Source organism: Chlorogloea sp. CCALA 695, assembly GCF_003003885.1.
Classification (GTDB): domain Bacteria; phylum Cyanobacteriota; class Cyanobacteriia; order Cyanobacteriales; family Chroococcidiopsidaceae; genus Aliterella.
In genome coordinates, this window is record NZ_PVWN01000038.1 from 22,373 (window position 1) to 42,968 (window position 20,596).

The 20,596-nt window shown below is 42.8% G+C and carries 27 protein-coding genes and 1 pseudogene; 5 read left to right on the forward strand and 23 right to left on the reverse strand.

Annotated elements, in window-relative coordinates:
• Positions 1 to 285: 285 nt before the first annotated feature.
• The 9 genes from C7B70_RS17055 to C7B70_RS17095 all read right to left on the reverse strand — a co-directional run bounded on the left by C7B70_RS17055 (position 286) and on the right by C7B70_RS17095 (position 11,376).
• Positions 286 to 1,002 (reverse strand): M48 family metallopeptidase, encoded by a 717-nt coding sequence (locus tag C7B70_RS17055; protein ID WP_199192322.1) that lies wholly within the window; start codon positions 1,000 to 1,002, stop codon positions 286 to 288.
• Positions 1,002 to 4,067 carry a type I restriction endonuclease subunit R gene (locus C7B70_RS17060; RefSeq protein WP_106370209.1) on the reverse strand — a complete coding sequence of 1,022 codons (3,066 nt, stop codon included), beginning with the start codon at positions 4,065 to 4,067 and terminating at the stop codon, positions 1,002 to 1,004. Before C7B70_RS17060 ends, C7B70_RS17055 begins: the two co-directional genes overlap by 1 nt.
• A complete protein-coding gene (locus C7B70_RS17065; protein ID WP_106370210.1) occupies positions 4,064 to 5,929 on the reverse strand; it encodes a DUF262 domain-containing protein in 1,866 nt (621 codons plus the stop codon). Before C7B70_RS17065 ends, C7B70_RS17060 begins: the two co-directional genes overlap by 4 nt.
• A gap of 185 nt (positions 5,930 to 6,114) precedes the next feature.
• Complete coding sequence (locus tag C7B70_RS17070; RefSeq protein WP_106370211.1) at positions 6,115 to 6,300, reverse strand: hypothetical protein; 186 nt, start codon at positions 6,298 to 6,300, stop codon at positions 6,115 to 6,117.
• The gene (locus tag C7B70_RS17075; RefSeq protein WP_106370212.1) at positions 6,297 to 6,869 is read right to left on the reverse strand and encodes a zeta toxin family protein; all 573 of its coding nucleotides are present in this window, start codon (positions 6,867 to 6,869) and stop codon (positions 6,297 to 6,299) included. Before C7B70_RS17075 ends, C7B70_RS17070 begins: the two co-directional genes overlap by 4 nt.
• Positions 6,866 to 8,104, reverse strand: a complete 1,239-nt coding sequence (locus tag C7B70_RS17080; protein ID WP_106370213.1) for a restriction endonuclease subunit S — start codon at positions 8,102 to 8,104, stop codon at positions 6,866 to 6,868. Before C7B70_RS17080 ends, C7B70_RS17075 begins: the two co-directional genes overlap by 4 nt.
• 28 nt (positions 8,105 to 8,132) lie before the next feature.
• A complete protein-coding gene (locus C7B70_RS17085; protein WP_106370214.1) occupies positions 8,133 to 8,633 on the reverse strand; it encodes a DUF3368 domain-containing protein in 501 nt (166 codons plus the stop codon).
• Positions 8,630 to 8,875 carry a UPF0175 family protein gene (locus tag C7B70_RS17090; RefSeq protein ID WP_106370215.1) on the reverse strand — a complete coding sequence of 82 codons (246 nt, stop codon included), beginning with the start codon at positions 8,873 to 8,875 and terminating at the stop codon, positions 8,630 to 8,632. Before C7B70_RS17090 ends, C7B70_RS17085 begins: the two co-directional genes overlap by 4 nt.
• Before the next feature lie 71 nt (positions 8,876 to 8,946).
• The gene (locus tag C7B70_RS17095) at positions 8,947 to 11,376 is read right to left on the reverse strand and encodes a type I restriction-modification system subunit M (RefSeq protein WP_106370216.1); all 2,430 of its coding nucleotides are present in this window, start codon (positions 11,374 to 11,376) and stop codon (positions 8,947 to 8,949) included.
• Positions 11,377 to 11,545: 169 nt separating this feature from the next.
• Between C7B70_RS17095 and C7B70_RS17100 the strand changes: the two genes are divergently transcribed.
• Entirely contained in the window at positions 11,546 to 11,794 is a 249-nt protein-coding gene (locus C7B70_RS17100; RefSeq protein ID WP_106370217.1) for a hypothetical protein, read from the forward strand.
• A 21-nt stretch (positions 11,795 to 11,815) separates the two neighbouring features.
• Here C7B70_RS17100 and C7B70_RS17105 read toward each other — a convergent pair whose 3' ends face one another.
• Positions 11,816 to 12,082 (reverse strand): hypothetical protein, encoded by a 267-nt coding sequence (locus C7B70_RS17105; RefSeq protein ID WP_106370218.1) that lies wholly within the window; start codon positions 12,080 to 12,082, stop codon positions 11,816 to 11,818.
• Positions 12,075 to 12,677 carry a ParA family protein gene (locus C7B70_RS17110; RefSeq protein ID WP_106370219.1) on the reverse strand — a complete coding sequence of 201 codons (603 nt, stop codon included), beginning with the start codon at positions 12,675 to 12,677 and terminating at the stop codon, positions 12,075 to 12,077. The genes C7B70_RS17105 and C7B70_RS17110 overlap by 8 nt, the downstream gene beginning before the upstream one ends.
• Positions 12,678 to 12,934: 257 nt before the next feature.
• Here C7B70_RS17110 and C7B70_RS26020 point away from each other — a divergent pair, with 257 nt between their 5' ends.
• Together C7B70_RS26020 and C7B70_RS27865 are read left to right on the forward strand one after the other, a co-directional pair.
• Positions 12,935 to 13,132, forward strand: coding sequence for a hypothetical protein (locus tag C7B70_RS26020; protein ID WP_146134083.1), 198 nt, complete (start codon positions 12,935 to 12,937; stop codon positions 13,130 to 13,132).
• A gap of 35 nt (positions 13,133 to 13,167) precedes the next feature.
• Positions 13,168 to 13,743 (forward strand): hypothetical protein, encoded by a 576-nt coding sequence (locus tag C7B70_RS27865; protein ID WP_233220971.1) that lies wholly within the window; start codon positions 13,168 to 13,170, stop codon positions 13,741 to 13,743.
• 45 nt (positions 13,744 to 13,788) lie between these two features.
• Here C7B70_RS27865 and C7B70_RS28840 read toward each other — a convergent pair.
• From C7B70_RS28840 to C7B70_RS17135, 5 genes and pseudogenes are all read right to left on the reverse strand, one after another.
• Positions 13,789 to 14,154: pseudogene (locus tag C7B70_RS28840) on the reverse strand (alpha-ketoglutarate-dependent dioxygenase AlkB); the annotation flags it as partial.
• 288 nt (positions 14,155 to 14,442) lie between these two features.
• Positions 14,443 to 14,817, reverse strand: a complete 375-nt coding sequence (locus C7B70_RS17120; protein WP_146134084.1) for a hypothetical protein — start codon at positions 14,815 to 14,817, stop codon at positions 14,443 to 14,445.
• Between the two features lie 10 nt (positions 14,818 to 14,827).
• The gene (locus tag C7B70_RS17125) at positions 14,828 to 15,166 is read right to left on the reverse strand and encodes a hypothetical protein (RefSeq protein WP_146134085.1); all 339 of its coding nucleotides are present in this window, start codon (positions 15,164 to 15,166) and stop codon (positions 14,828 to 14,830) included.
• 136 nt (positions 15,167 to 15,302) lie between these two features.
• Complete coding sequence (locus tag C7B70_RS17130; protein WP_106370223.1) at positions 15,303 to 15,749, reverse strand: hypothetical protein; 447 nt, start codon at positions 15,747 to 15,749, stop codon at positions 15,303 to 15,305.
• Positions 15,750 to 15,765: 16 nt separating this feature from the next.
• A complete protein-coding gene (locus tag C7B70_RS17135; protein ID WP_106370224.1) occupies positions 15,766 to 16,758 on the reverse strand; it encodes a hypothetical protein in 993 nt (330 codons plus the stop codon).
• A 49-nt stretch (positions 16,759 to 16,807) separates the two neighbouring features.
• Between C7B70_RS17135 and C7B70_RS17140 the strand changes: the two genes are divergently transcribed.
• Positions 16,808 to 17,116, forward strand: coding sequence for a transposase (locus C7B70_RS17140; RefSeq protein ID WP_106370225.1), 309 nt, complete (start codon positions 16,808 to 16,810; stop codon positions 17,114 to 17,116).
• Complete coding sequence (locus tag C7B70_RS17145) at positions 17,023 to 17,658, forward strand: transposase (RefSeq protein WP_233220972.1); 636 nt, start codon at positions 17,023 to 17,025, stop codon at positions 17,656 to 17,658. The genes C7B70_RS17140 and C7B70_RS17145 overlap by 94 nt, the downstream gene beginning before the upstream one ends.
• Here the strand turns inward: C7B70_RS17145 and C7B70_RS28415 are convergent.
• The 7 genes from C7B70_RS28415 to C7B70_RS26430 form a co-directional block, all read right to left on the reverse strand.
• On the reverse strand, positions 17,655 to 17,789 hold the full coding sequence (locus tag C7B70_RS28415; protein WP_255409347.1) for a hypothetical protein: 135 nt from the start codon (positions 17,787 to 17,789) through the stop codon (positions 17,655 to 17,657). The genes C7B70_RS17145 and C7B70_RS28415 overlap by 4 nt on opposite strands.
• A 26-nt stretch (positions 17,790 to 17,815) precedes the next feature.
• On the reverse strand, positions 17,816 to 18,019 hold the full coding sequence (locus tag C7B70_RS17150) for a hypothetical protein (RefSeq protein ID WP_106370227.1): 204 nt from the start codon (positions 18,017 to 18,019) through the stop codon (positions 17,816 to 17,818).
• 12 nt (positions 18,020 to 18,031) lie between these two features.
• Positions 18,032 to 18,442, reverse strand: coding sequence for a zinc-finger-containing protein (locus C7B70_RS17155; RefSeq protein WP_106370228.1), 411 nt, complete (start codon positions 18,440 to 18,442; stop codon positions 18,032 to 18,034).
• Positions 18,439 to 18,759, reverse strand: coding sequence for a hypothetical protein (locus C7B70_RS17160; RefSeq protein ID WP_106370229.1), 321 nt, complete (start codon positions 18,757 to 18,759; stop codon positions 18,439 to 18,441). The genes C7B70_RS17155 and C7B70_RS17160 overlap by 4 nt, the downstream gene beginning before the upstream one ends.
• A 119-nt stretch (positions 18,760 to 18,878) precedes the next feature.
• Positions 18,879 to 19,136, reverse strand: a complete 258-nt coding sequence (locus tag C7B70_RS17165; protein ID WP_106370230.1) for a Lar family restriction alleviation protein — start codon at positions 19,134 to 19,136, stop codon at positions 18,879 to 18,881.
• A gap of 58 nt (positions 19,137 to 19,194) precedes the next feature.
• Positions 19,195 to 20,211: a DNA cytosine methyltransferase gene (locus C7B70_RS17170; RefSeq protein WP_106370231.1), complete on the reverse strand. Its 1,017-nt coding sequence runs from the start codon at positions 20,209 to 20,211 to the stop codon at positions 19,195 to 19,197.
• A gap of 137 nt (positions 20,212 to 20,348) precedes the next feature.
• Positions 20,349 to 20,525, reverse strand: coding sequence for a hypothetical protein (locus tag C7B70_RS26430; RefSeq protein WP_158260514.1), 177 nt, complete (start codon positions 20,523 to 20,525; stop codon positions 20,349 to 20,351).
• Between the last annotated feature and the right edge of the window lie 71 nt (positions 20,526 to 20,596).

The following is a 20,596-nucleotide window of genomic DNA, read 5'->3' on the forward strand; positions in this document are numbered from 1 at the left end:
TAATGCTCGCATGAGCAAAACCAAAATCCACCACGTTATCGGAATTGACGGCGCTACCCTGATAGTCTTTCACACCCAAGCCCACTGTTGGCAGTTCCGGTTAATTAGCCCCGGTGGATCGGTGTTTGGGGAGCGCAAAATCTACTACAGTGCTGAAGCTGCGCTCAAGGCGGGGCTGGAGTAGATTGCTTGGGGGAATTAGAAAATGCGAGAATACCAAAGTAAAAGTAATTGAATGGCTTATTATTACCATTTTTTGTTTTGCTGTTCGTCACGCTCGTGAACCTAACAAAACCAATTTTCATTGCTTAGTGGTTCCCGATTGAGGATATCGCGGCAGCGATGCCATTGCGGTAGATACCTATCCATATAAGTCTTAAAGCGCTTGTTATGATGGCGCTCATGAAGATGTACCAGTTCATGGACTATAACGTATTCCAAACATTCGAGCGGTTTTTTAGCTAGTTCCAAATTCAGCCAGATACGTTGCTCGGTAATGTTGCAACTTCCCCATTTTGTTTTCATTTTTTTAATCCCCCAGTCTTGCACTTCTTTACCAATTGTTAATTGCCAGCGATTTAGCAAGGCTGGAATTTGAACTTTTAGCTGGTTACGATACCATTGGTTCAATACTAATGCACGATTTAAGGTAGAAGTGCCAGGATTGACAAAAAGCTGGAGAGTGGTGTTGTTAGTGATCGCAATTTCATGACATCCTCGGCGCTCAATTACTTCTAGGCGGTAACGCTTGCCGAACAGATAATGACTTTCTCCTGTAACCATTTCCCGCGTCGATTGGCGAGGTTGAGATTGAAAATTGGCTTGTTGTTTTTTAATCCAACTTAAGCGAGAAATCACCGCCAAGCGCACGTTGTCATCGGATAAAAGCTTAGGTACGGCTACACGGACGTGACCATCGGGGGGATAGACAGACAGATGCAGGTTTTTAATAGGCTTCCGTACTACTTGTACGGTAATACCACTAACTAACATTGCTACCATTACTGATACTCACGTTGGTTTTTTACTAGCTCTAGCACTTCTTCAACGTTAATCTTATATCCTGTAGCGGCTGATCGAATCGCTTTAGCGACTTCTCGCTCTTTGAAGCGATTACCTACCCAACTTTCTTTTTTAGTTTCACGTACAGCACTATCGATGCGAAGCGTCAAGTTTTCATCTTTGCCCAAGTTGTCGTAGAGAGATTTTTTGGCTGGCGTATCTAGGGTTGGCGGGTAATTAGTAGTCATAGGTTGCACAACTTGGCGAGAGAGTTGTTTAACTTGCTCTAAATATTCCTGGTAATTAATCGCACTATCGCGGCGTTCTTGAATTAGATCGTCTAGTAACTGGGATATGCGCTCGTAGTATTTAGGATTGACTGGGTTTTGATCAATGATTGTTTTCCGCAGATTGTTTTCGATTGTTTCTGCCATTGCTACGGGGTCTTTTTTTAATCCATCTGGTAGCCCGTCCAGCGACTCTAGACCATTTTTGACAATTAATTCTACTAAACCTAGTTCAGTAAATTCCGAGACGATCACACTGTCATCGGCGCGAATGTAACTATCAAGCAAGTGACGCATGGCGCTTTCGTAGCGTTTCATATCTAAGTAGTCGCCACTTGCAACTCTTACCTCGTCGCGGATTTGGGTGTAGTGGGTGACTTCGGCTTTGATAGTGGCGGTTTCTTGGGGACTGTAACCCGCTTCGGTCATTTCGTTAGCTAGATTGGCATAGGCACGAATTAAGGCGGCGACAGCTTGATACAGGGCAACTCTTTTCGGTTCGTTGGTGGATACATCAGTAGTATCTGCACCACAAAAATAGTTAGTGTAATCCCTAGTTGCGCGGGGAACTAGAACGCATTCGCAGAGGGCTTTTACAGTTTCACGGGTTTCATCTAGGCGATCGCTTGCTTTTTCGAGGCGATCGCTTAATAAGCCTGCTACATCTTGGCTATCATAGCCATTAAGTGCGCCGCTTGTATAGTTACCAATTGCCCCTTCTAAGCACTGAAATAGGTCTTTATAATCGACAATATAGCCATATTCTTTATCGTCACCATCGAGGCGGTTGACGCGGCAAATTGCTTGAAATAAGCCATGATCCCGCATTTGTTTATCAATATAAAGGTAAGTAGCTGAAGGAGCGTCAAAGCCAGTGAGTAGTTTATCTACGACAATTAGCAAACGCATCTGTCCGGGTTCGTCGATAAAGCGCTGTTTAACTTTTTGCTCAAATTCTTCAACTCGGTACATGGCTTTATCTTCAGATTCGCCGAAGTAATCCGCCAGCATCTTGCGGTAAATGGCGTATTGGTTTAATTTTTCTGTGAGTCCTTCGCCGCTATCTTCGCCTTTAATATCGGCGGGGGAAGGTTTGTAGCTTGTTGCGATCGCACATTTGCCTGCTAAATCGGTACGGCTAAATAACTCGTAGACTTTACACGCTTGGTAGATGCTGGTACAAACTAACATAGCGTTACCGCGTCCATCCATTAGACGCGGCTTGGTATCCATATCGAGCAAGATATCTTTAACAATTTGCTCTAGGCGCGATTGGCTAGAAAGCACCTTTTGCATTGTTCCCCATTTTTGTTTTAGTTGGGTTTTGGCAATGTCGGACAAGCCGCGAGTTTTTGCTTCAAACCACTGGTCAATTTTTTGGGGTGAGGTGAGGTGCTGGTCGATATCACGGGCTTCGTAGCGCAAATCTAGGACTACACCATCGGCGACAGCTTCATCAAATTTGTAGGTATGAATGTAACTGCCAAAAATTTCAATACTTTTTTGTTTGTCTTGTTTTAGTAGCGGCGTACCTGTAAACCCGATAAATATAGCGTTGGGTAAAATTGCCTTCATGGCATTATGAAGTTTTCCTGATTGGGTGCGGTGACATTCATCTACAAATACAAATAGTTTTCCTTTGGGAGTAAAGTTACTGGGTAGTTGGGTTTTGAGGTCTTGGATAAATTGGTCAGTGGCAATGTTACCTTCGTTGCTACTGCCGAATTTGTGAACAAGGGAGCAAAGCAGCCAAGGAGTTGTTTTGTTGAGAGTGACAAGCAAATTTGCGCTGCTAACGGTGCGATAGATGTCTTCTTCTACACCTTTGAAGACTTTTTCAATTTGTTCATCTAATTCAGTGCGATCGCTAACAATCAAAACTCGTGCATCGGTGACGTTTTCACGAATCCATTTAGCCAGCCACACCATAACTAGGGTTTTGCCAGAACCTTGAGTATGCCAAATAATACCCCCGTCTTGGCGTTGGATGTACTGTTGGGCGGCTTGAATGCCGAAATATTGGTTATGGCGACAAGTTTTTTTAGTACCAGAATCAAAGACGATAAAATCGTGGATAATTTCTAAAAATCGGGCTTTATTGCATAGCAAGCTGAGGTGATAATCAAGGGGGCTATCAAAAGAATTATCTACAGCTTCCTTCCATTGCAGATAGTATCTTTCAGGAGTTTCGATTGTGCCATACCGCAATCCCTGAGTATCGTTACCTGCCATTACCAATTGCAGGGTAGTGAAAAAGGGACGAATAAAAGCTTTTTTCTGATTATCAAGGTTTTGGCGGATACCTTCGCCCACCGCAATGCTAGAGCGTTTGAGTTCCAAAATACCCAAGGCAATACCGTTGACGTAGAGAACAATATCGGGGCGTTTTTTGTTTTCACCTTTGATCGTGACTTCTTGGGCGATCGCAAAGTTGTTATTTTCAGGATGCTTCCAGTCAATTAGCCAGACAGTTTGATTTTGCTGCCCTGCGCCCTCTTTAACTTTGACTCCGTAGCGCAGGAGACGATAGACAGCTTTATTTACATCGTACAGATTTTGACCTTCCCCCAAAGCCGCAGCGCCATCTAGTTCGCGTAGGGATTTGCTGATAAGGATTTGGCTTACACCCTGCTGCTTTAGCCATTGACCCAGTAAGTCGGGTTCGATGTTGCGGTTGTTACGCTTTTCCCAATTACCTAGATAGGTATACCCTAGTTGTTGAAATAGTTTAATGATGCGATTTTGGGTGATGCGTTCATTTTGTCCAACAGTAATCATGACAACACCTCCTCTAACCGCTTTGGCGACCACACGCAAAGAACAAGTTTTAGAATTAATTGAATGCGCTCCATCTGTTCGGTTTGACTGAAACTCACGTAGGGCTTGAATGGCAACTGTTGCTGTTGATAAAAAGCTTTGAACTGCGGCTGATGCTGGTAGGTACTAGAAGTTAAACTAGCAGCGTATAGATTCTGTGTAGCGTAGTGAGGAGCTTTTTGTTCAAAGGGTTTATCTTGATAGCTGCGATTTACGTCTGCTGGTAGTAAAAGCAATCCACCAATACCATTGCGCCAGTTTTGAAACACTTGTTCTGACTCGAATTGATCTTGGTACTGACCATAATTATTGGGATAAATGTGTTCGATGTCACAAGGGTTATTCTGTTTGCGGTCTACATACTTATCAAACAAATCGGGTTTACCCGCTCCTACTTCTGTATAAGCAGTTAAGCGTGCAAGCAAGTGATAGATGTAGCGGCGGTTGCGTTTATTGAGTCCTAATCCTATAATTCCAGTCCCTGCGCGACCAGGAGTAAAAGAGACATCATCGTTTGCTAGTTTTTGGTCGAGGAAGTTTACTAACTCGTTGAGCGGTTTGCGCCGAATCTCGCGGCAGAGTAGGAACATAGCGTAGGCAGTGGTGGAATAGCCAACCTGAATGTAGTTCACGGTGCGACGCATCAGCCAGATATCGAGATAGGTGGCTGTAACTGCGATTTTGCGTCGCATGGTTTCGTTATCATCTGTAACGCACAGAGGTGCTAATAATACCGTATTTTGCCACGTGAATTCATTGTGAGCGTTGTAAAATACCGCTTCCAAACCTGGAGTATAAGTACGGCTAGCTGCCAAGATATATTGGTACGCCTTGGCAAAGAAGGTAAAGTGAGTTGAAATGAGCGCTAAGTTGTCTGCTTGAGTTCCCAGGTTGAGCAGCCCACTTTTATCACGTACCCAGCGATGGAAGGCGCTACCAATTAGCTCCCAGTCTTTGTCTGTTGCTCCGGCTTTGCGATCTCGAATTGTATCAGCATACTGCGCTCGAAACCAAGCTTTGATAAAGGTTGCATCGCGTTCAGGTTCGTGAATTCCTCCCCACGAAATTAAATCTAAAACTTGCTTCTTCCAGATTTGGTTGGCATTATACCGCTCGGTTGAATCTTCGATTGGAGCCAATAGATATGCTTTTAACATATCTACTGGACTGAGGGGTTTGCCACGGTCATTCATTGTCTCAAATATAGAGTAGGCGTAATTATCACTGTCCGTGACAATTTCGATTAGCCCTACTTTCGCCATCAACCAATAAGCAAAGTGCGGTAAAGCTTCGTTTAGTTCGCCTACAAGATCCTTAGATTCGATATTGTCATAGCGCGCGTGTATTGTCTGAATCGACTCATCCTTGTTCTCTGGGTTAAAGTCTTTTGAGTGGAAAAGTGCTTCAATAACTGGCAAGCGTTCTTGGATATCCAAATTAAATTTGGGTTCGCCCAAGTTATCGCTGAAGATTAACGGAGCAATGCTTCCTGCTACAGCTAACCCTCGTTCTTTTGCTTTGTTGTGGAGGTAGATCAGCAGTAGAGTTAAGGAAGTGACCCTCTGTTGTCCATCGACTAAGTAATTCTTCCCGTTACGTTTGCTGACAATGATAGAGCCAAGAAAATACCCATCGTAGGTACTAACTCTAGAAGTTGCGTCACCTGTTTGGTAGCAATTTAAGAATTTATCCCGCAGATCGCTCAGTAGTTCGTCGATGTTCTCTTTTTCCCACTTGTACTCGCGCTGGTACTCGTCGATTGCAAAAGATTGATTTTGCAAGAGTTGTTGCACGTTGCGGTAGTAGGGAGTAATTGTATTCATGCTAATTGCGGGTTCTGGGTAATTATTTCCTGAGAGCTTTCTTCTGGATTAGGAAGAATTAGGAAATAAATGTCTTACCTATATTGCCTTAGAGAATTATGAACCGCCACATTTAGGCGATGCTAGAACTTTTTTGGCGTGATTTGTTTTTCACAAATTTCTGTGTAATCTACTCTTTTGATACTTTACCATTGCTGTTTTGATGCTGGCAAAATTAGGCGCTCTGGTGCATCTTCACCAATTGCTACAGACTCACCGTCTTGCCAAATAACAGCGTATTGACCCAAGCGACGTTTGCGTTCTAAGGTTTCGGCAGCAACCTTTCTAAGAGTGTCTAGTATTTTCTGAGTGTCTTGAGAAAATTGGCTCATAATTCTGCCTGCTCAATGAGTTGATTAATAATAGTGCGATTTTCTTGCTGTTGGACGAATACGAGTTCAGGAGTTTTACTGCTATTCATAAAACAGCGAGTGCTATTTGCAAGAAAGCTAAATTCGGTCAGAAGATTTTGCAAGCTGCGGGGAAATCGGCGTTCGATGTCTACTTCAGGGATATTGTGTCCGCCGTGAGCAACTTTCTCTGCTACACGCATCTTGGACATTTTTAAGCCTGACAGGGCTAAATAGATAAGTTCTACTTGCCAGCCGTCTGCTTGCAGTCGAGTGACCAGTTTGAGGTAGCTGCGCCCTGAGAGAGTAGTTTCAAAGGCGAAGTTCTGATGGTTACGTATATGGTTTTCAATTTGTTTGAGGAAGAGGCGGCTGGCGGTAAGGAGCGCTGTTTCGGGAGCTAGGGGTGATAAGCCTGCGGCGATCGCATCAGCGTTGACAAAGAGGCGGCAGTTAGCGGCTTGAGGCAAATATTGTAAGGCGAAGGTGGTTTTGCCTGCGCCATTGGGACCTGCAATTATCCAGCAATTCGGGGAGGGTGGAGGATTCAAACTAGCCGCGTTCTTCCAGTCAAAAGTTCTTGCATCATGCCTAGTTTGATTGCTTTGGTTTTAGCAAGGCGGGATTCTAAAAGAGAAATCGCATTATCCGTATCCGAGAGTACAAGTGCGATCGCGCGTTGTTCTTCTATATTTTTGGGGAAGTTGACAAATATATCTCTAAGAACATTCATTCCAACTGATTGACGAGTTGAGCCATTGCTAATTTTATCGAACTGCTCTGTCGCTGCCCGTGAAAGTAAAAAATACAACAAGTAATCTACGTCAATTGTTTTAGCTTTGATTACAGCAATAGTTGGTGAGACAACATACTTGCCAACATTCATTTTTAGTCTGACAACTTTTCCTATGGATGCAACTCTCCCAATACCAATTAAGCAATCTTCAAGACAATATCGGTTTCGATGCTCATTGAAAATATTTTCTCCTACTAATCTTGCTGATTCTGAATTAATATTACCTTCTGTAGTAATATCTCCGATTCCTACAAAGGGTATTCCAAAACTTTTTTCAGCAGGAGCGCGGTGGCTAGGATGCGGATCGATGATTTCAGCTATTGTCCCAAGTTGCTCCTCATGCCACTCCCCAGCAAACCCCGGTAGGCGTTTTTTGCCCGTGAGGAGTTGCTGCATGGTCGCGGTTTTGAGGTCGCGGTTTTTGGCGATCAGCTTATCTAGGGCGGCGACTAGGGCATCTACGTCAGATAAAGCTTGAGAGAGCGATCGTTGTTCTTTGATTGTTGAAACTGCAATTTTAAGTTTCTGCACATCGCTACTATTAATCGCTGGATAATTAGAACCAGCAATTAGTGTCTCAATTTGACTATCAATATTTCCGCTAAAGAGATGAGAAAATAAAAATGCTGGTATTGATAGACCTTTTTTACAACGTAAAACTGAGAAGCCTGTTGAGCAAATCCAATTATATTCCTGTTTATTAAAAAGTAAATGAGACTTGAGATTAGGGCGAACAGTTGAAAGAAGTACATCTCCGTCTCTTAAGACTCGTCTAGCTCGTGAAGGCGCTGTACAAAACACCTGGTTAGAATATGCCTTCAAAACACCGCGCTCTACATCTTCTAATGAAACATATCTAAATTCATATTCTGCATAAGTTGTTCGTGTCAAATTTTCTGGATCAATATCAGCAATTTCACCAAGCTGCTTAACTTCCCAATCTTCAGGAATCACCCCAATTTCAGTCTGCTTATACCCTTCCCTCAACATCCCAACCTCTTAAACATTGCTGCCTCGATCAAGAAAAGTTTTCGTTTGCTGCAAGCAAAACCTCTGCATACAGTTGATTGCTAACCCGAAAGCCTGCCTGATTTATTAGATCATCCATCACAGGTCGAATAGCCACGACTAACCCACGCCGCTTTGCAATCAGCAAAACACCCAGCAAACCAGTAATTGACAAACCTAAACGCATTGCTTCCCTTCTACCTAATCTTTCATCGATCAGCAATTCATCCGCCCCTAGTTCCAAAGCCAGTACGATCGCTTCAGCTTCACCGCGATCGAGATTGTTATCATTCTCAAGTGTTGTTATCTGCTGTAAATTAGTTGGCTGTCGTACTTCAATCCAATCTAGGGATAGTACCCCCACAATGCGATCGTCATCCTCTCCACCCCGCGCCAACTCCTCAGCTACCGATGGTGGAATCAAAACGCGCTCATAAATTTGTTGCAGTAAAGACAAGTAACCAATGATCGCCAAATTGCTTAGAGGAGACGTATCGCTAACAACAATCACAGCCAGCCCTTTGTAGTTAACTGCTGAATGTCTTGCTGAAACTCCGCGACATCATAGTGAACGCAAATCCCGCGATCGGCAATCAATCTCTGAAATCGGATCTGCGGCATTTTTAATAATTCTGCTGCTTTTCCTAAACTGATTTTTTCTAGCTTAAAAAGCATCACAATAATTTCTATCAAAAGTTCATTTTCTGAAAGATTACTAGCTTTTACAATTTCGTCAGAAATGATTATACTCATTTTTATTGCTCTTTGCAGCTACCTGAATCCTAATTTACTTTCTTGTTTTTAATTCTCATTCATTTTAATAATTAATTCCACTCCAACCCCATTCGCTTTAAATGCTCCTCTACCTTGCTCGATAATACTTCCACCTCTTGCACCAACTGAGGTAATGGTTCGGCGTAACGTTCCTCTAGCGTTTTTACCCGGTTTGCCAATTGTTGAGTTACCCGCTCAATTTCTGATGCGATCGCATTTTTCAATGTCCCCTGCCACTTATCGTCTACTACCAGCGTTTTTATCTCGTCTTCGGTCAGTTTGGGATATTGAGCAAACACCGCCGCATCTAACGCCGTCTGCTTGTCTCTTAATACTTTTTTAGCCTCCGTCTCGCCATCAAACAATTTAAGGCACTGTTTCAATACCCCTTGCTCCTCTTTATCGCCTTTTACCTCCTTCAATCGCGCTGTGATGCTGGCTTTAGTTACTTTCCCTGTATCCGTTTGAGCATCGCTAAGTAAACCTTCTTCGCCAATGTGTTCCTCAATCAACGTCTCCAATTCCTGAGATTTCGCTTCTACATCGGCTTGCAATTGGTCGATTTGTTGCTGCTGTGGGGCAAAGTAGCGATCAATAATTAACTTGGGTGCAATCAAATCAGATTTATATTTATGCTTATCGATCATTAAATCCGGCGTTTCCGGTCGCTTATCGCCTTTTTTAACTATCAATTGCCGTAACCTCTTACCCGCCGCCCAGCCGTCTTGTACCAGCACGTATACATCATCCTGCATCGTTTCCGCCCAGTAATCCATCAGTAGTTGATAAATTTCGTAGCGACTCAACAAATCTGCCCCCGCAAACCTTGCTAGTAAATCTTCAGACAGCGTTTTAATCAACTCTTTAGGTTTATCTGAGATTGCAATTCCCTTTAATAAATCGTTGTGTTGCTTGCGCCAATCGGTATAAATAGCTAAAGAGCGATCGGCAAAAGTAGTAAATTCTGGATGACTGAGAATTGTTGCTTTTACCTGGCTGGCTTCTACTAAACTATTGCTGTAACCAGAGCGTTTACTAGATGTAAAAAGCGTTTTCCGCAGATTGGGAAACACTGCCCAGTAAGTTTGCAGCGCATTAATATCCGCGTCAGGAATCCCGCCGTTTAAGTGAGCATCCAGATCGTGCAAGTCTTCCGGCTTACTAGAATCGATGTAACGTGGAATGTTGAGGTTATAGTCATTTTTGGCGATTTCCTCTAAGCTAACCATTCGACTGTAGCGGGGTAACTCCAGTTTTTTTGTAAAAGCATCAACAATTTTGTGAATATCTTGGCTACGCAGTCGGTTTTTATTGCCGTCTTTAATAAAACCTTTACTTGCATCGACCATAAACAAATCTTGACTATTGCGATCGCTCTCTTTGTCGATAACAATAATGCAAGCTGGAATCCCTGTACCATAAAACAAATTTGCAGGTAAGCCAATAATCCCCGAAATGTATCCTTGACGTACCAGGTTCTGTCGAATCCGCGCTTCTGCATTACCGCGAAACAGTACCCCATGCGGCAAAATTACCGCCGCCTTACCTGTGCTTTTTAAAGACTTGAGGATGTGCAGCAAAAAAGCATAATCGCCGTTTTTATCGGGTGGCGTACCATATTCAAAACGCCCAAATTCGTCATCAGTCAGATTAACCCCATTACTCCAAGACTTGTAAGAAAAAGGTGGATTGGCAACAGCAAAGTCAAAAGTTTTTAAACTGCCGTCAGGGTTTTTCCAATAAGGAGCAGAAAGCGTATTATCTCGCCAAATTTCGTGACTCGGATAACTGTGCATAAACATATTCATCCGCGCCAACGCCCAGGTGGAGTTATCCATTTCCTGCCCGTAAATCGTCAACCCGCGCGGCGCTTCATCCGCCACCTTTAGCAGCAGCGAACCCGATCCACAAGTCGGATCGTATACCGTCTGGTCTTGCCGCGTTTGCGCCGTAATCCCGATGATTTTGGCAAGAATCCGCGACACCTCTGCCGGGGTATAAAACTGACCCTTACTTTTACCCGACTCTGTAGCAAAGTGACGCATCAAATACTCGTAGGCATCCCCTAACAGATCGTCCCCTTCAACGCGGTTAGCACTCAAATCTATGCCATCGAAAATTGCTACCAAGTTAGACAAGCGATCAACCATTTCCCTACCTTTGCCTAGCCTGTCCTCATCGTTAAAATCAGCGACGTTAATTACACCTTTAAGATCGTTTTCCTCTGCCAAAACTCCAATAATTTTATTGATTTTATCGCCAATTTCCTTATCACCCTTAAGCGCCACCATGTCCTTAAACGAGCCGCCTGATGGCACTATAATCGTGCCGTCCGGGTCGCTTGCATATTTATCGGAGACATACTTCATGAACAACAGCGTCAGTACATAATCTTTGTACTGGGAAGCATCCATGCCGCCACGCAACTCGTCGCAGCTAGACCATAGTGAGCTATAAAGTTCAGTCTTTTTAACCGCCATTGAGCTTCAGCCAATCCAAAAACAGCAAGGTAAACTATGTTGCACAATTCGAGGCATATCGAGTGATCGCCTCTATGTTCTTTCCCTAGTCTCTAATAACCGACTCTATCCTATTTTGATAGAATTTAAGTTCAGAACGATTTCTCTCAAGCTCAAAGTACCTATAAATATGAGTCAAGACAAAAATAGTGAGTTTGAGCCAGGAATTGAAATCTACCCAGGCGTATTCTACGGCGGTTGTGAAGAATTAGCACAGGATAAAATTGAGGCGAGAATGCGACTGCTGGCAATGCCCAAGGAAGAAGCGCAAAAGATTGTAGAACAAACTATTTATCCTCATTTGTGGGAAGTTCGCCCACAGGACATCAAGTGGGAAGAATCTTCGCTTAATTCTGAGAATGATGACGGGTGTTGCTGACTCCTGAGAATAAGTGCCTAGTTATCTGGTTTGCTGGTTATCTGGTTTACCAAATCTCTGTATTAATGCTTTAGTCATTACCTCCGTCATGGTAATTCCATGACGTTTTGCTTCTGCCGCCCAGTGCCGTCGCAGCGATTTAGGCACTTTGATACAGAGATTAACTTCTTCTTCTGGTTGTTGATTTATCTGACTTTCTGGTTTTTCAGATATCTGGTTTTCTGGTTTATTGTCTTCCTGGTTGTCTGTCTCTCTTGCCTTCCGAATCAGGTCGCCATACTTAGCCATTGCTTAAAACCTCCATAATTTCTTTGCCTAAAGATTTGTAATCCAGCCATGCAATCCGCGATCTGGAGTCAGAAATATCCCGAATGGGTACGCCTTCAAGTGCTGCCTTTTGAAAACCAGCAGCGCGACGAATCATAGTTTGAAATACCGGAATATTGTTATCAATGAGTTCCTGGCGCATTGCTGCCCCTTCCTTACTTGGAGCAGGTGGGACGATGGCAATTAAAGCCCTATAATTTGCGCTTCCTAAATCTTTGGTAGTCTGAAGCATCGGTTCTAGACTTACCACATCTGGAATGGTGGGTAGAATCAGCAAGTCACATCCTTTCGCCAACTCTTTCAAATCATCTGAATTGGGTCGTGCTGGGGTGTCAATCACAACAAAATCATGACCGGATATCAGCCTCATCGCCTGCCGTTCATCAGCAACTAAGTAAGGCAACTTTCCTCGCTGTGACCAAGAAAGAGCCGTGCGATTTGGATCTCCGTCTACCAAAATCGTCTTGCCGTAATCGCTAAAATAGGTAGCAATGTGAATTGCGGTATTGGACTTTGCTACACCGCCTTTGTACCCGGTTACAGTAATAATTTTCATCTGGTCATCTGGTCATCTGGTTTTGCGTATCGCTAATTAAGTCTTGCTAATAAATGATTCTAGAAAAAACCTTTAAGCTTCTATATTTATGGTTATCTGGTTATCTGGTTTACATTAGTATATTAACTTGTAAAGTATACACATAGAATAATGTTGCGAAAAGTTAAGCTCAATTGACTTAATTTTGAGAAGAGTGCAAAGATCCAGCTAACCGCAAGTTATGCCTTGCGCTCACGCAAACAATACAAAAACAACTCGTGAATAGCCAACCCAGAACCGTCCAAATGTTTTTTGACGGAGTTGAAGTGCTACGGATTGAGGATGGCAAGAAGTGTCATGAAATATTATTCCCCCCTGACCATCAACCGGATTTGATGGAGATGCGGTGGGACGGAGAGGTAGTCTATGCTGTTTCTCCCACTTCTGACAAGGTTCTAATCAACCGTCTGCCGTAGATAGTTCCAGTAAACTTAATGAGGTTGTAATTACTTTGCACCAGCAATTAGTAACAGCTTTCGCCAACGGATTTACCAATGGCGATAACTTTGCCTCAATCACTTGGGCCCGAAAGCTGGCTCAATCGGTATTAAACCAGAAGATTGAGCCAGGGACACCTATAGCAAAAATCGTAGATGAATCTGTAGAGCAGGGCTTAATCCTAGCGGCGCGGCAATTAGTCCAGCGCTCTAATGACCCTATCGAAACTTGGCAGCAATGCTTGGATTTGTATGATCGCCAGCCAGCGCTAAACACTCGTACCAGCACGAGCATTCTCCAGCAAGCTTACAGTACCCCCGTTCCTATCGCCTTCCTCGCGGCAAAGTTAGCGCAAATTGATGGAAACACAACAGTTTGCGAACCGACCGCAGGCAATGGGGCGCTGCTGTTGCTTGCCGATCCTCAAAAAGCAATTGTCAACGAACTCAATAGCGATCGCGCGGCAGCATTGAGGACGCAAGGATTTACTGTAACTGAGCAGGATGCTAGTAGTTTTTCGCCAACGGTTGAACCAGTGGATAGAATAATTACTAATCAACCCTTTAGCTCTAATTCCACTATCTCCTAAGCTAATGGAAATTATTGGCGCATTCTTGTTCTCCTCAGTATTATCCTGGTGCATCCCCAGTTTTTCACCTTTTCTATATAAATTAATCAAACAGGATTGGGGATAAAAATCATCGTTTCCTGTTTCTTTGGCTATTGCTATTGCCAGGTCTTTGATCACCTGGGGCATAGCTGGAAATACTTTAAAAGTGTGCGGATGAACTTGCTGATAGCGGTATCCGTGCCTGTCTGCAACCCAACCAAGTTCCCCGCAGTTGGTCATTGAATAATTGAAAGATTGACCGTTTGGCATACTTGGTCGAAACAATGGCGCTTGCTTCACAACTGCTCTAGCTGCGGCTAAAATCTCTTGCTGTGTAACTTTAGTAAGCTTTGACTTGAGTAGAAAGAATCCTTGATTTGTTGTCATCATACTTAGTTAACCTATTAACTCGGCGTGGAGAGATTGCCGTACTTTTTATTTTCACTTACTTCCTGTGGTAGCAGTCATTTCTTCTCGAAAGATTTGGATTAATAACTGCGCTTTAAGAATCTTTTGTAAGCTCAATGCTTAACTAATTTAATAATACAATAAAACAATTTATAAGTCAACCTCTCAATTATTAATAATTGTTTTATAACATTATTAATAATTAAGAACTTACGCTAGTTGACTCATTTAATTGTGAGGTTAATTCTTTTCCCAGTAGCAAAACTTGGGCTAGTTGGATTCTTTTTCTGAAAACTGTTGGTAAATTTCCTGCCATTCATCCAAAGTTACAAAAACTGCATTGTTCTCTTTTTTAAACCAATGCCACCAACCGCCGCTCTGTTTTGCTAAGGTTCGCAAATTAGCAATGTCTTGTTCGCTAATTGTCTTAACACCAAACTCGGTTTCTGAACCATCTATGACTATTTTCCACAAGTAAAACTCTACATCCCTAGTCCAGCCTGCACAGTATCCAGCCTCAGAAATTTCAGAGATTTCTACTTGTAGTTGTTCTTTTGGATCTAGGTCTTCGGTCTTGGCGGTGGCTGCTATTTCCTTTAGAAATGACATCATACTTTTTGGACTGTTGCTTGGCTCGTTTGTCATAAAGTTATTTTCAAAGCTCCCCTAATAATTTGTATGTATCCATCACTTCATCGCTTGCTAATTGCTCCCAAGACTTGACGACAACCTCTAAAAATCTCCAACTTGGACTTTTTTGTGACTCAAACCAAAAGAAATCGTAATTTACCTCTGCTAAAATAACGTGATCTCTTCCGTACTCTGATATTAGTTGCAGCAAGTTTTTACCCTTTGAATCAATATTGTCAACGCTTATTACTAGTACAGGTATATTTTTATAACGCTCTAACTGGCTAATAGTTCTGTAAATTGGTCTTCGATACCAACAGTTAAAGATATTATAGTCAAACTTCCACACTCGTTCGATAATCACTGCACCTAACCCTCGTCTTGTTAACCCCTCTTTGAAGCAATTTTGAACCTCGAAAAATTGCGCGATTTTTCTATAGAAATGTAAGTTTTTCATATTGGACTATTGCTTTGATTGTTTACTGTCCTAAAGTCAAGATTCAGAGTTCTCCTAATAATTTGAATACCTGAGCTACTTCATTAGCTTCTGGCTGATCCCAAGGCAATACTTGAACTCGTAAGAATCTCCAACTTGGATTTTTAGGTGTTTGAAACCAAAAGGAATCGTAAGTCATCTCTGCGGAGATAACGCGATTTCTTCCGTACTCATTTATTAGTTGAATCAAATTTTTACCTTTTGGGTCGAAGTCATCGATGCCTATGACATCTATCGCTAGATTTTTAAAGCACTCTAATTCGTCAAGCGTTCTGTAAATAGGGATTGGCAGGCGATACCAATTGCTGAAGGAATTATAGCCAATCTTCCAACTTCGTTCGACTATTACTGCCCCTAGTCCTCTAGTTGCCAATCCCTCTTTAAATAAGGTGTGAATCTCAACTATTTCACCAGCCATTTTTTGGTAGTTTGCGTCATTTATTTCCCTCATTTCTCTTATTACCTCCCTAAATAAAAGGATTTTCAATAAGTTTGCGTAATTGAACTGCTTGAACTAATTGTATTAGTTTTTTATCACTTTCTCCTACCCGTTCTCCACTAAGCCTAAGAGCATCTACTGCTGCATTCCAAGGTGACGAAGACGTACACAGTAAACCAAGCAAGTTTATGTAGTCAATAGTACCCTCGTTTTTAATCGATTCAACTGCTGCAATTTCTGCGATTTTTAAATCTTTCAAGCTTGTTTTACCATTAATAAATCGCTCTGCTGTCCATATAGCCTTTTTGACCCCATTGGTTCTCCATGAATCACAGTATTCATTTTGCTGGGTTAGATAACATACAAACTGCCTTAATTTATTTTCTATTTGCAGTACATCGTTATGGCTGCTGTACATATCAATCATGGCTAACATCCAGCTAGGATTTGGGCAGCTTGACCAAGCTTCTGCTAGACTAACGCATTGATTCATAAAATTATTAAAATGTCTTCTTTCCTCTCTATCTTTAGTTTTAACGAGCCAACTATTTAACCAGTATCTAATTACCTCAAGTCTATTTCTAGCTTTTGGTGGTTTTACCCACCAATTTCGATTAACAATCTGTTCAGGAATTACCAGATAAGGATTACCTACTAAATCTCTTAGCTTGTCAGCTAATATTGCATGACTTACCCCTAATCTCAGAGCAAAGATAGCAGATATAGCGGCGGCTCTTGCTGAAGAAATATCTAAATTAATAGCACTTTGTGCTAACTCTAAGCTAATACCAACAGTAGGTTCTTTTTGCACTAAACTTTTATCTTTTACTATTAATAAGTCAATAAACGCTCTTTTAATATAGTTAAAAGAGCGTTTATTGATAGTATTTTTTTCTACAATTTCAATAGCCTTCCTCAAGTCCAGATATAAAAAGTTCCATTGACTTCGAGCAATCTTGCAAGCGTATTGCCTAAGCGTATAAACTGATTGGGCTGAATTACTATAGAACCCATTTGACATTTTTTCTTGGAATGAAGTAACGTTAAGGCAAAAACATGATGCAGATGCCATGCCGTACCAGAGCAGCCTCACCGACGAAGAATGGAAAATACTTGAACCCTTACTGCTTAAGAGCCTACCGCCGAAGAAGCAAACAAGACCTTCTAATTGGAGCAAGCGCGAAATCCTGGATGGCATCTTTTATCAACTGAAGAATGGTTGTAACTGGCAAGACTTGCCTAAAGACCTTCCTCCTTACTCAACTGTCTATTGGCATTACAAGCAGTGGCGCGAAGCTGGGGCAATCGAAAAACTAATATTCGTCCTACATGGGCAAGTGCGGGAACAAGTGAAAAAAAAGCCAAATGGACGAGGTTGATGATTATCGATTCCCAAGCGGTAAAAAACACCTGTAACGCTAGTGTAGAATCGAAGGGCTTTTGTACTTACAAAGCAACCAACGGCATTAAGAGACACTTAGCTGTAGATACGTTAGGGTTTCCTTTTTTCAGCCACTGTACCAAAGCTAGTGTATCTGACGATCAAGGATTAATTGAAATGTTGTCTAACAACATCGATTACAACAAATTTTTACCTGTTAACATTCCCAAAATTACCATCCTGATTGACAACGGATATCACCCTCAAAAACTGGAGGAAGAATTAAAAACAGTTTATCCTCAAATCATGAACAAGATTAGGTTTAAGTTATCACCCAAACCGTCCCCACAACAAAAGCAACAGTCAGGAAAAACTGGCTTTGTCCCTGTCAAAACTAGATGGGTAATAGAAAGAACCAACTCATGGATGGAAAGGTGTAAAAGTTTGGTCAAGAATTTTGAAAGAACTCTTGCTCATGCCACCACCAAGCTTAATCTTTGTTTTGTTCGCCTGATGCTTCAAAGATTGGCAACTGGTTAAATAGATCCCAAATGGGTTCTATACCCGCTATCGTCTAGCATTACAAACATCCAGTAGATGTCTTGGCATTGTTCCCATGCAATAGATTTGCTGCCGTAAGTGTCAAAGTAGTTAGTACAAGTGTTGTTCATGTTTTTGTTTCCTGCCTTAAGCTATTTTATTGGCGGCTCTGTTTACTCAATCGATTTGGGTCGATAGATGTTGGAAAAACTAATCTCGTATGAGGATTTTCTTGTGCTAGGGCGATAGCACTCTGGGGACGTGCCAGTTGCAATAAGTACCATTTTCTCCCATCTTTTTCCCATACGGCTAGTAGGTCAAATCCATCATGGGGGGTTATAGCGATCGGTTTGTATTTCATTATTTACTCTCGTTAACAACGAGTGGTTACTTTTGTTGTGACGTGCTGCCGACTGTTAACAAAACTCTCAACAAGGGCGATCACTTTCTGGCATTGTCGAATGTCAAACATGGCTACGTGGGTTTTTTCCAAAGGTAATTTCATTGCTTTGGACAACCATTTGTATGCAGCTTGGCGGCTAGAGAAAACACCAGATTGCCACAAGGGGTCGAACTTCCGATGAGCTAAACTGCGCCATCTCCGTAATTCTTTATTGGCTAGAGTCCCCAGTGGCTTTATGCTGCCAGGATGACAACCAACGCGCGCATCGCATTTGGGGTAGGAATCGCACAGGTAGATGAATCCGTAGCTAAGACCGTAGATTGTGGCACTATCAATCAAAGACACACTGCTGCGACAAAAGGGACACCTTTGAGGCTTCATCGGCTTGCCCCCTGCAACTGCTCTAGTACCGCTAGTTCTTCAGCTATCGCTCTAGCAACGGCTAACAGTCCTGGTTTGGATAGGTCTTGGAGTAAGGCAATCGCTTTGTTGAACTTGGGACAGCAATCGCAAACATGGTCGAACTCGATGGCGCTAGGTTCGGTTGCTTCATAGATAGCCGTCATAGCGATAGCGCAAGCGCGCACGCAGGGCTTCGCTGCTTTTTTGTCCTGGCTTAGATATTGCAGATGGTTTTGTAGCTGCTGCAAAATTGGCTCGTCTTTCTGGTTAAACGAGTGGCTGGTTAAGTTGAGCATGGCGTAGGTTCAGGTAGGTAAAGTAAAACCAACCAGTTGTTAGCTGGCGGAGTGGGTGTAATTAGATTGGAACTACTGGGAAAAAGATTATTGAGCGATAGTTCAGGCGGCTAGTGGATTTACGCCGATAGAGTTATCACTCTGCTGCGGGTATTCCAAAGAGCAATTGCTTCCTGTTTATTTGCCGCGTGGCTTCCTTGTGCGCCACACTTGCACCAAACCCAAAAATACTTTCCTTGTTGGTAGTCTTCTTTCTCCTGTCCCCCGCAAAAGGGGCATGGTAAACATTGGTGAGAAACAGAAGATTCTTCAAGAACACTTCGCTTTTCCCAAAGGTAATAAATAGGCTGTTCAAAACCCGTGTCGAATGAAGACACAGGTAAAAACGCATTAAGTTAACTCAGTAGTTTATGGTGTTCTCTGTGGCGTTCCTTGTCAATCGATAGTTCCTCTAAGGTTATTGAGCCTCCGCCAGACAACGGCGGCTTGATTTGGGACGACGCTGTTTCCGAGGCATTGGAGCCGTTCTTTTCGGTAGGGAATACTGTCGCTATCTGCTGCCCGTTCAATCCATTGGGGGAGGTCTGCGGGAGTAAGGAGGTAATTAGTGCTGTCGAGTTCTCTTTGAATCCCATGAGTCTCTCTACAAAAATGGGGTTGAGTTTTTTGTTGCCCGTTACTGCTGTCATTGTGTCGTTGAGATTGGGGGATCGCGGATTCATTAGTTGTGCCGCGCTCCCGTGTTTCCAGTCCCTCGCCGCCCGTGTCGGTAGCATTACAGCAGCCGACAGATGTAAAGTCTGTCCCCGTTTGTGGGTTTTTACTCCCGGATGAATCCCGTCTTGGGCTTTTGGAGTCGGGAGATACGCTATTGCATGAGCTAGAGATAACTGACTCAGACCGTTCCAGTTCTGTTTGATATTGTGGTGCGTTCCTAGGTGGGCGGCTGGGGTAGGCAATAATAAAGACTCTTTCTCGTTTGTGGACACCTCCCACTTCGGCACAGGATATAATTTGCCATTCCGCATCAAACCCGAGCGCGGCAAATTCCCGGAGTATTCCTCGGAAGTACCGTCCAGCATCAATATTGAGAAGTCCTGGCACATTTTCAATAAGCGCCCATCTTGGTCGAATTTGGCGTAGCAGTCGGAATACTTCGGGGAACATATCTCGGTTATCCGATGCTCCCTTCTGTTTTCCGGCGGCAGAAAAGGGTTGGCATGGCGGCGAAGCCACAATGATGTCAAAATCTCCAAGCTCTGCGTTAAGAGTTCGCACATCGTCCCAGATCGGGATTCCAGGGAAATTTTGGGCAAGGATTCTTCTGGGGTATTCGGCTTTTTCAACGAATTGGGTAACTCTGAAGGTGCGAGTAAGTCCGGCAAGTTCGATCCCTTTTTCCCATCCTCCAATTCCAGAAAACAATGAGAGGACTCGTTCTTGTCTTGGCATTGATTTAATTCTTCTGCTCGTTGTTGTGCTTGGTCGTGTGTTCGCTCTTTGTCATTAGCTGCAAGTTTTCTATTCTGTTGTGGTTGCATATGGTTAGGTAATTGGGTGATAAATCGCAGGCGATCGCATATTCTCGTTCATCGCTGCTTGGAACGGAATTGAAGATGTTGAATTTGGTAATTTAACTTTTTGAGATATTGCCGCAAGACTACCTTGCCTTGTTGTTTGGCTTGCGGATAAATCTGCTGATAGTGCTTAAGTAAATGCTGCAATTGGTCAAGGTTTTTCTGCTTGGTAAAAACTGGTTTTAGCATTGTTTGTTTTTCCTTTTTCATGACAAAAGGAGGGTTAGAACAAGAACTTAACCCTCCAACCTATTAATAAA

Bases quoted from the DNA above. Each gene is read 5' to 3' on its own strand.
- C7B70_RS28415 (WP_255409347.1), bottom strand. From the start codon at position 17,789: ATGAACAACACTTGTACTAACTACTTTGACACTTACGGCAGCAAATCT.
- C7B70_RS17080 (WP_106370213.1), bottom strand. From the start codon at position 8,104: ATGTTGAGGGAAGGGTATAAGCAGACTGAAATTGGGGTGATTCCTGAA.
- C7B70_RS17140 (WP_106370225.1), top strand. From the start codon at position 16,808: ATGCCGTACCAGAGCAGCCTCACCGACGAAGAATGGAAAATACTTGAA.
- C7B70_RS17105 (WP_106370218.1), bottom strand. From the start codon at position 12,082: ATGGCTAAGTATGGCGACCTGATTCGGAAGGCAAGAGAGACAGACAAC.
- C7B70_RS17090 (WP_106370215.1), bottom strand. From the start codon at position 8,875: ATGAGTATAATCATTTCTGACGAAATTGTAAAAGCTAGTAATCTTTCA.
- C7B70_RS17120 (WP_146134084.1), bottom strand. From the start codon at position 14,817: ATGACAAACGAGCCAAGCAACAGTCCAAAAAGTATGATGTCATTTCTA.
- C7B70_RS17150 (WP_106370227.1), bottom strand. From the start codon at position 18,019: ATGAAATACAAACCGATCGCTATAACCCCCCATGATGGATTTGACCTA.
- C7B70_RS17070 (WP_106370211.1), bottom strand. From the start codon at position 6,300: ATGAGCCAATTTTCTCAAGACACTCAGAAAATACTAGACACTCTTAGA.
- C7B70_RS17170 (WP_106370231.1), bottom strand. From the start codon at position 20,211: ATGCCAAGACAAGAACGAGTCCTCTCATTGTTTTCTGGAATTGGAGGA.
- C7B70_RS17110 (WP_106370219.1), bottom strand. From the start codon at position 12,677: ATGAAAATTATTACTGTAACCGGGTACAAAGGCGGTGTAGCAAAGTCC.
- C7B70_RS17160 (WP_106370229.1), bottom strand. From the start codon at position 18,759: ATGCTCAACTTAACCAGCCACTCGTTTAACCAGAAAGACGAGCCAATT.
- C7B70_RS26430 (WP_158260514.1), bottom strand. From the start codon at position 20,525: ATGCTAAAACCAGTTTTTACCAAGCAGAAAAACCTTGACCAATTGCAG.
- C7B70_RS17135 (WP_106370224.1), bottom strand. From the start codon at position 16,758: ATGTCAAATGGGTTCTATAGTAATTCAGCCCAATCAGTTTATACGCTT.
- C7B70_RS17155 (WP_106370228.1), bottom strand. From the start codon at position 18,442: ATGAAGCCTCAAAGGTGTCCCTTTTGTCGCAGCAGTGTGTCTTTGATT.
- C7B70_RS17130 (WP_106370223.1), bottom strand. From the start codon at position 15,749: ATGAGGGAAATAAATGACGCAAACTACCAAAAAATGGCTGGTGAAATA.
- C7B70_RS17055 (WP_199192322.1), bottom strand. From the start codon at position 1,002: ATGGTAGCAATGTTAGTTAGTGGTATTACCGTACAAGTAGTACGGAAG.
- C7B70_RS17065 (WP_106370210.1), bottom strand. From the start codon at position 5,929: ATGAATACAATTACTCCCTACTACCGCAACGTGCAACAACTCTTGCAA.
- C7B70_RS17060 (WP_106370209.1), bottom strand. From the start codon at position 4,067: ATGATTACTGTTGGACAAAATGAACGCATCACCCAAAATCGCATCATT.
- C7B70_RS17095 (WP_106370216.1), bottom strand. From the start codon at position 11,376: ATGGCGGTTAAAAAGACTGAACTTTATAGCTCACTATGGTCTAGCTGC.
- C7B70_RS17100 (WP_106370217.1), top strand. From the start codon at position 11,546: ATGAGTCAAGACAAAAATAGTGAGTTTGAGCCAGGAATTGAAATCTAC.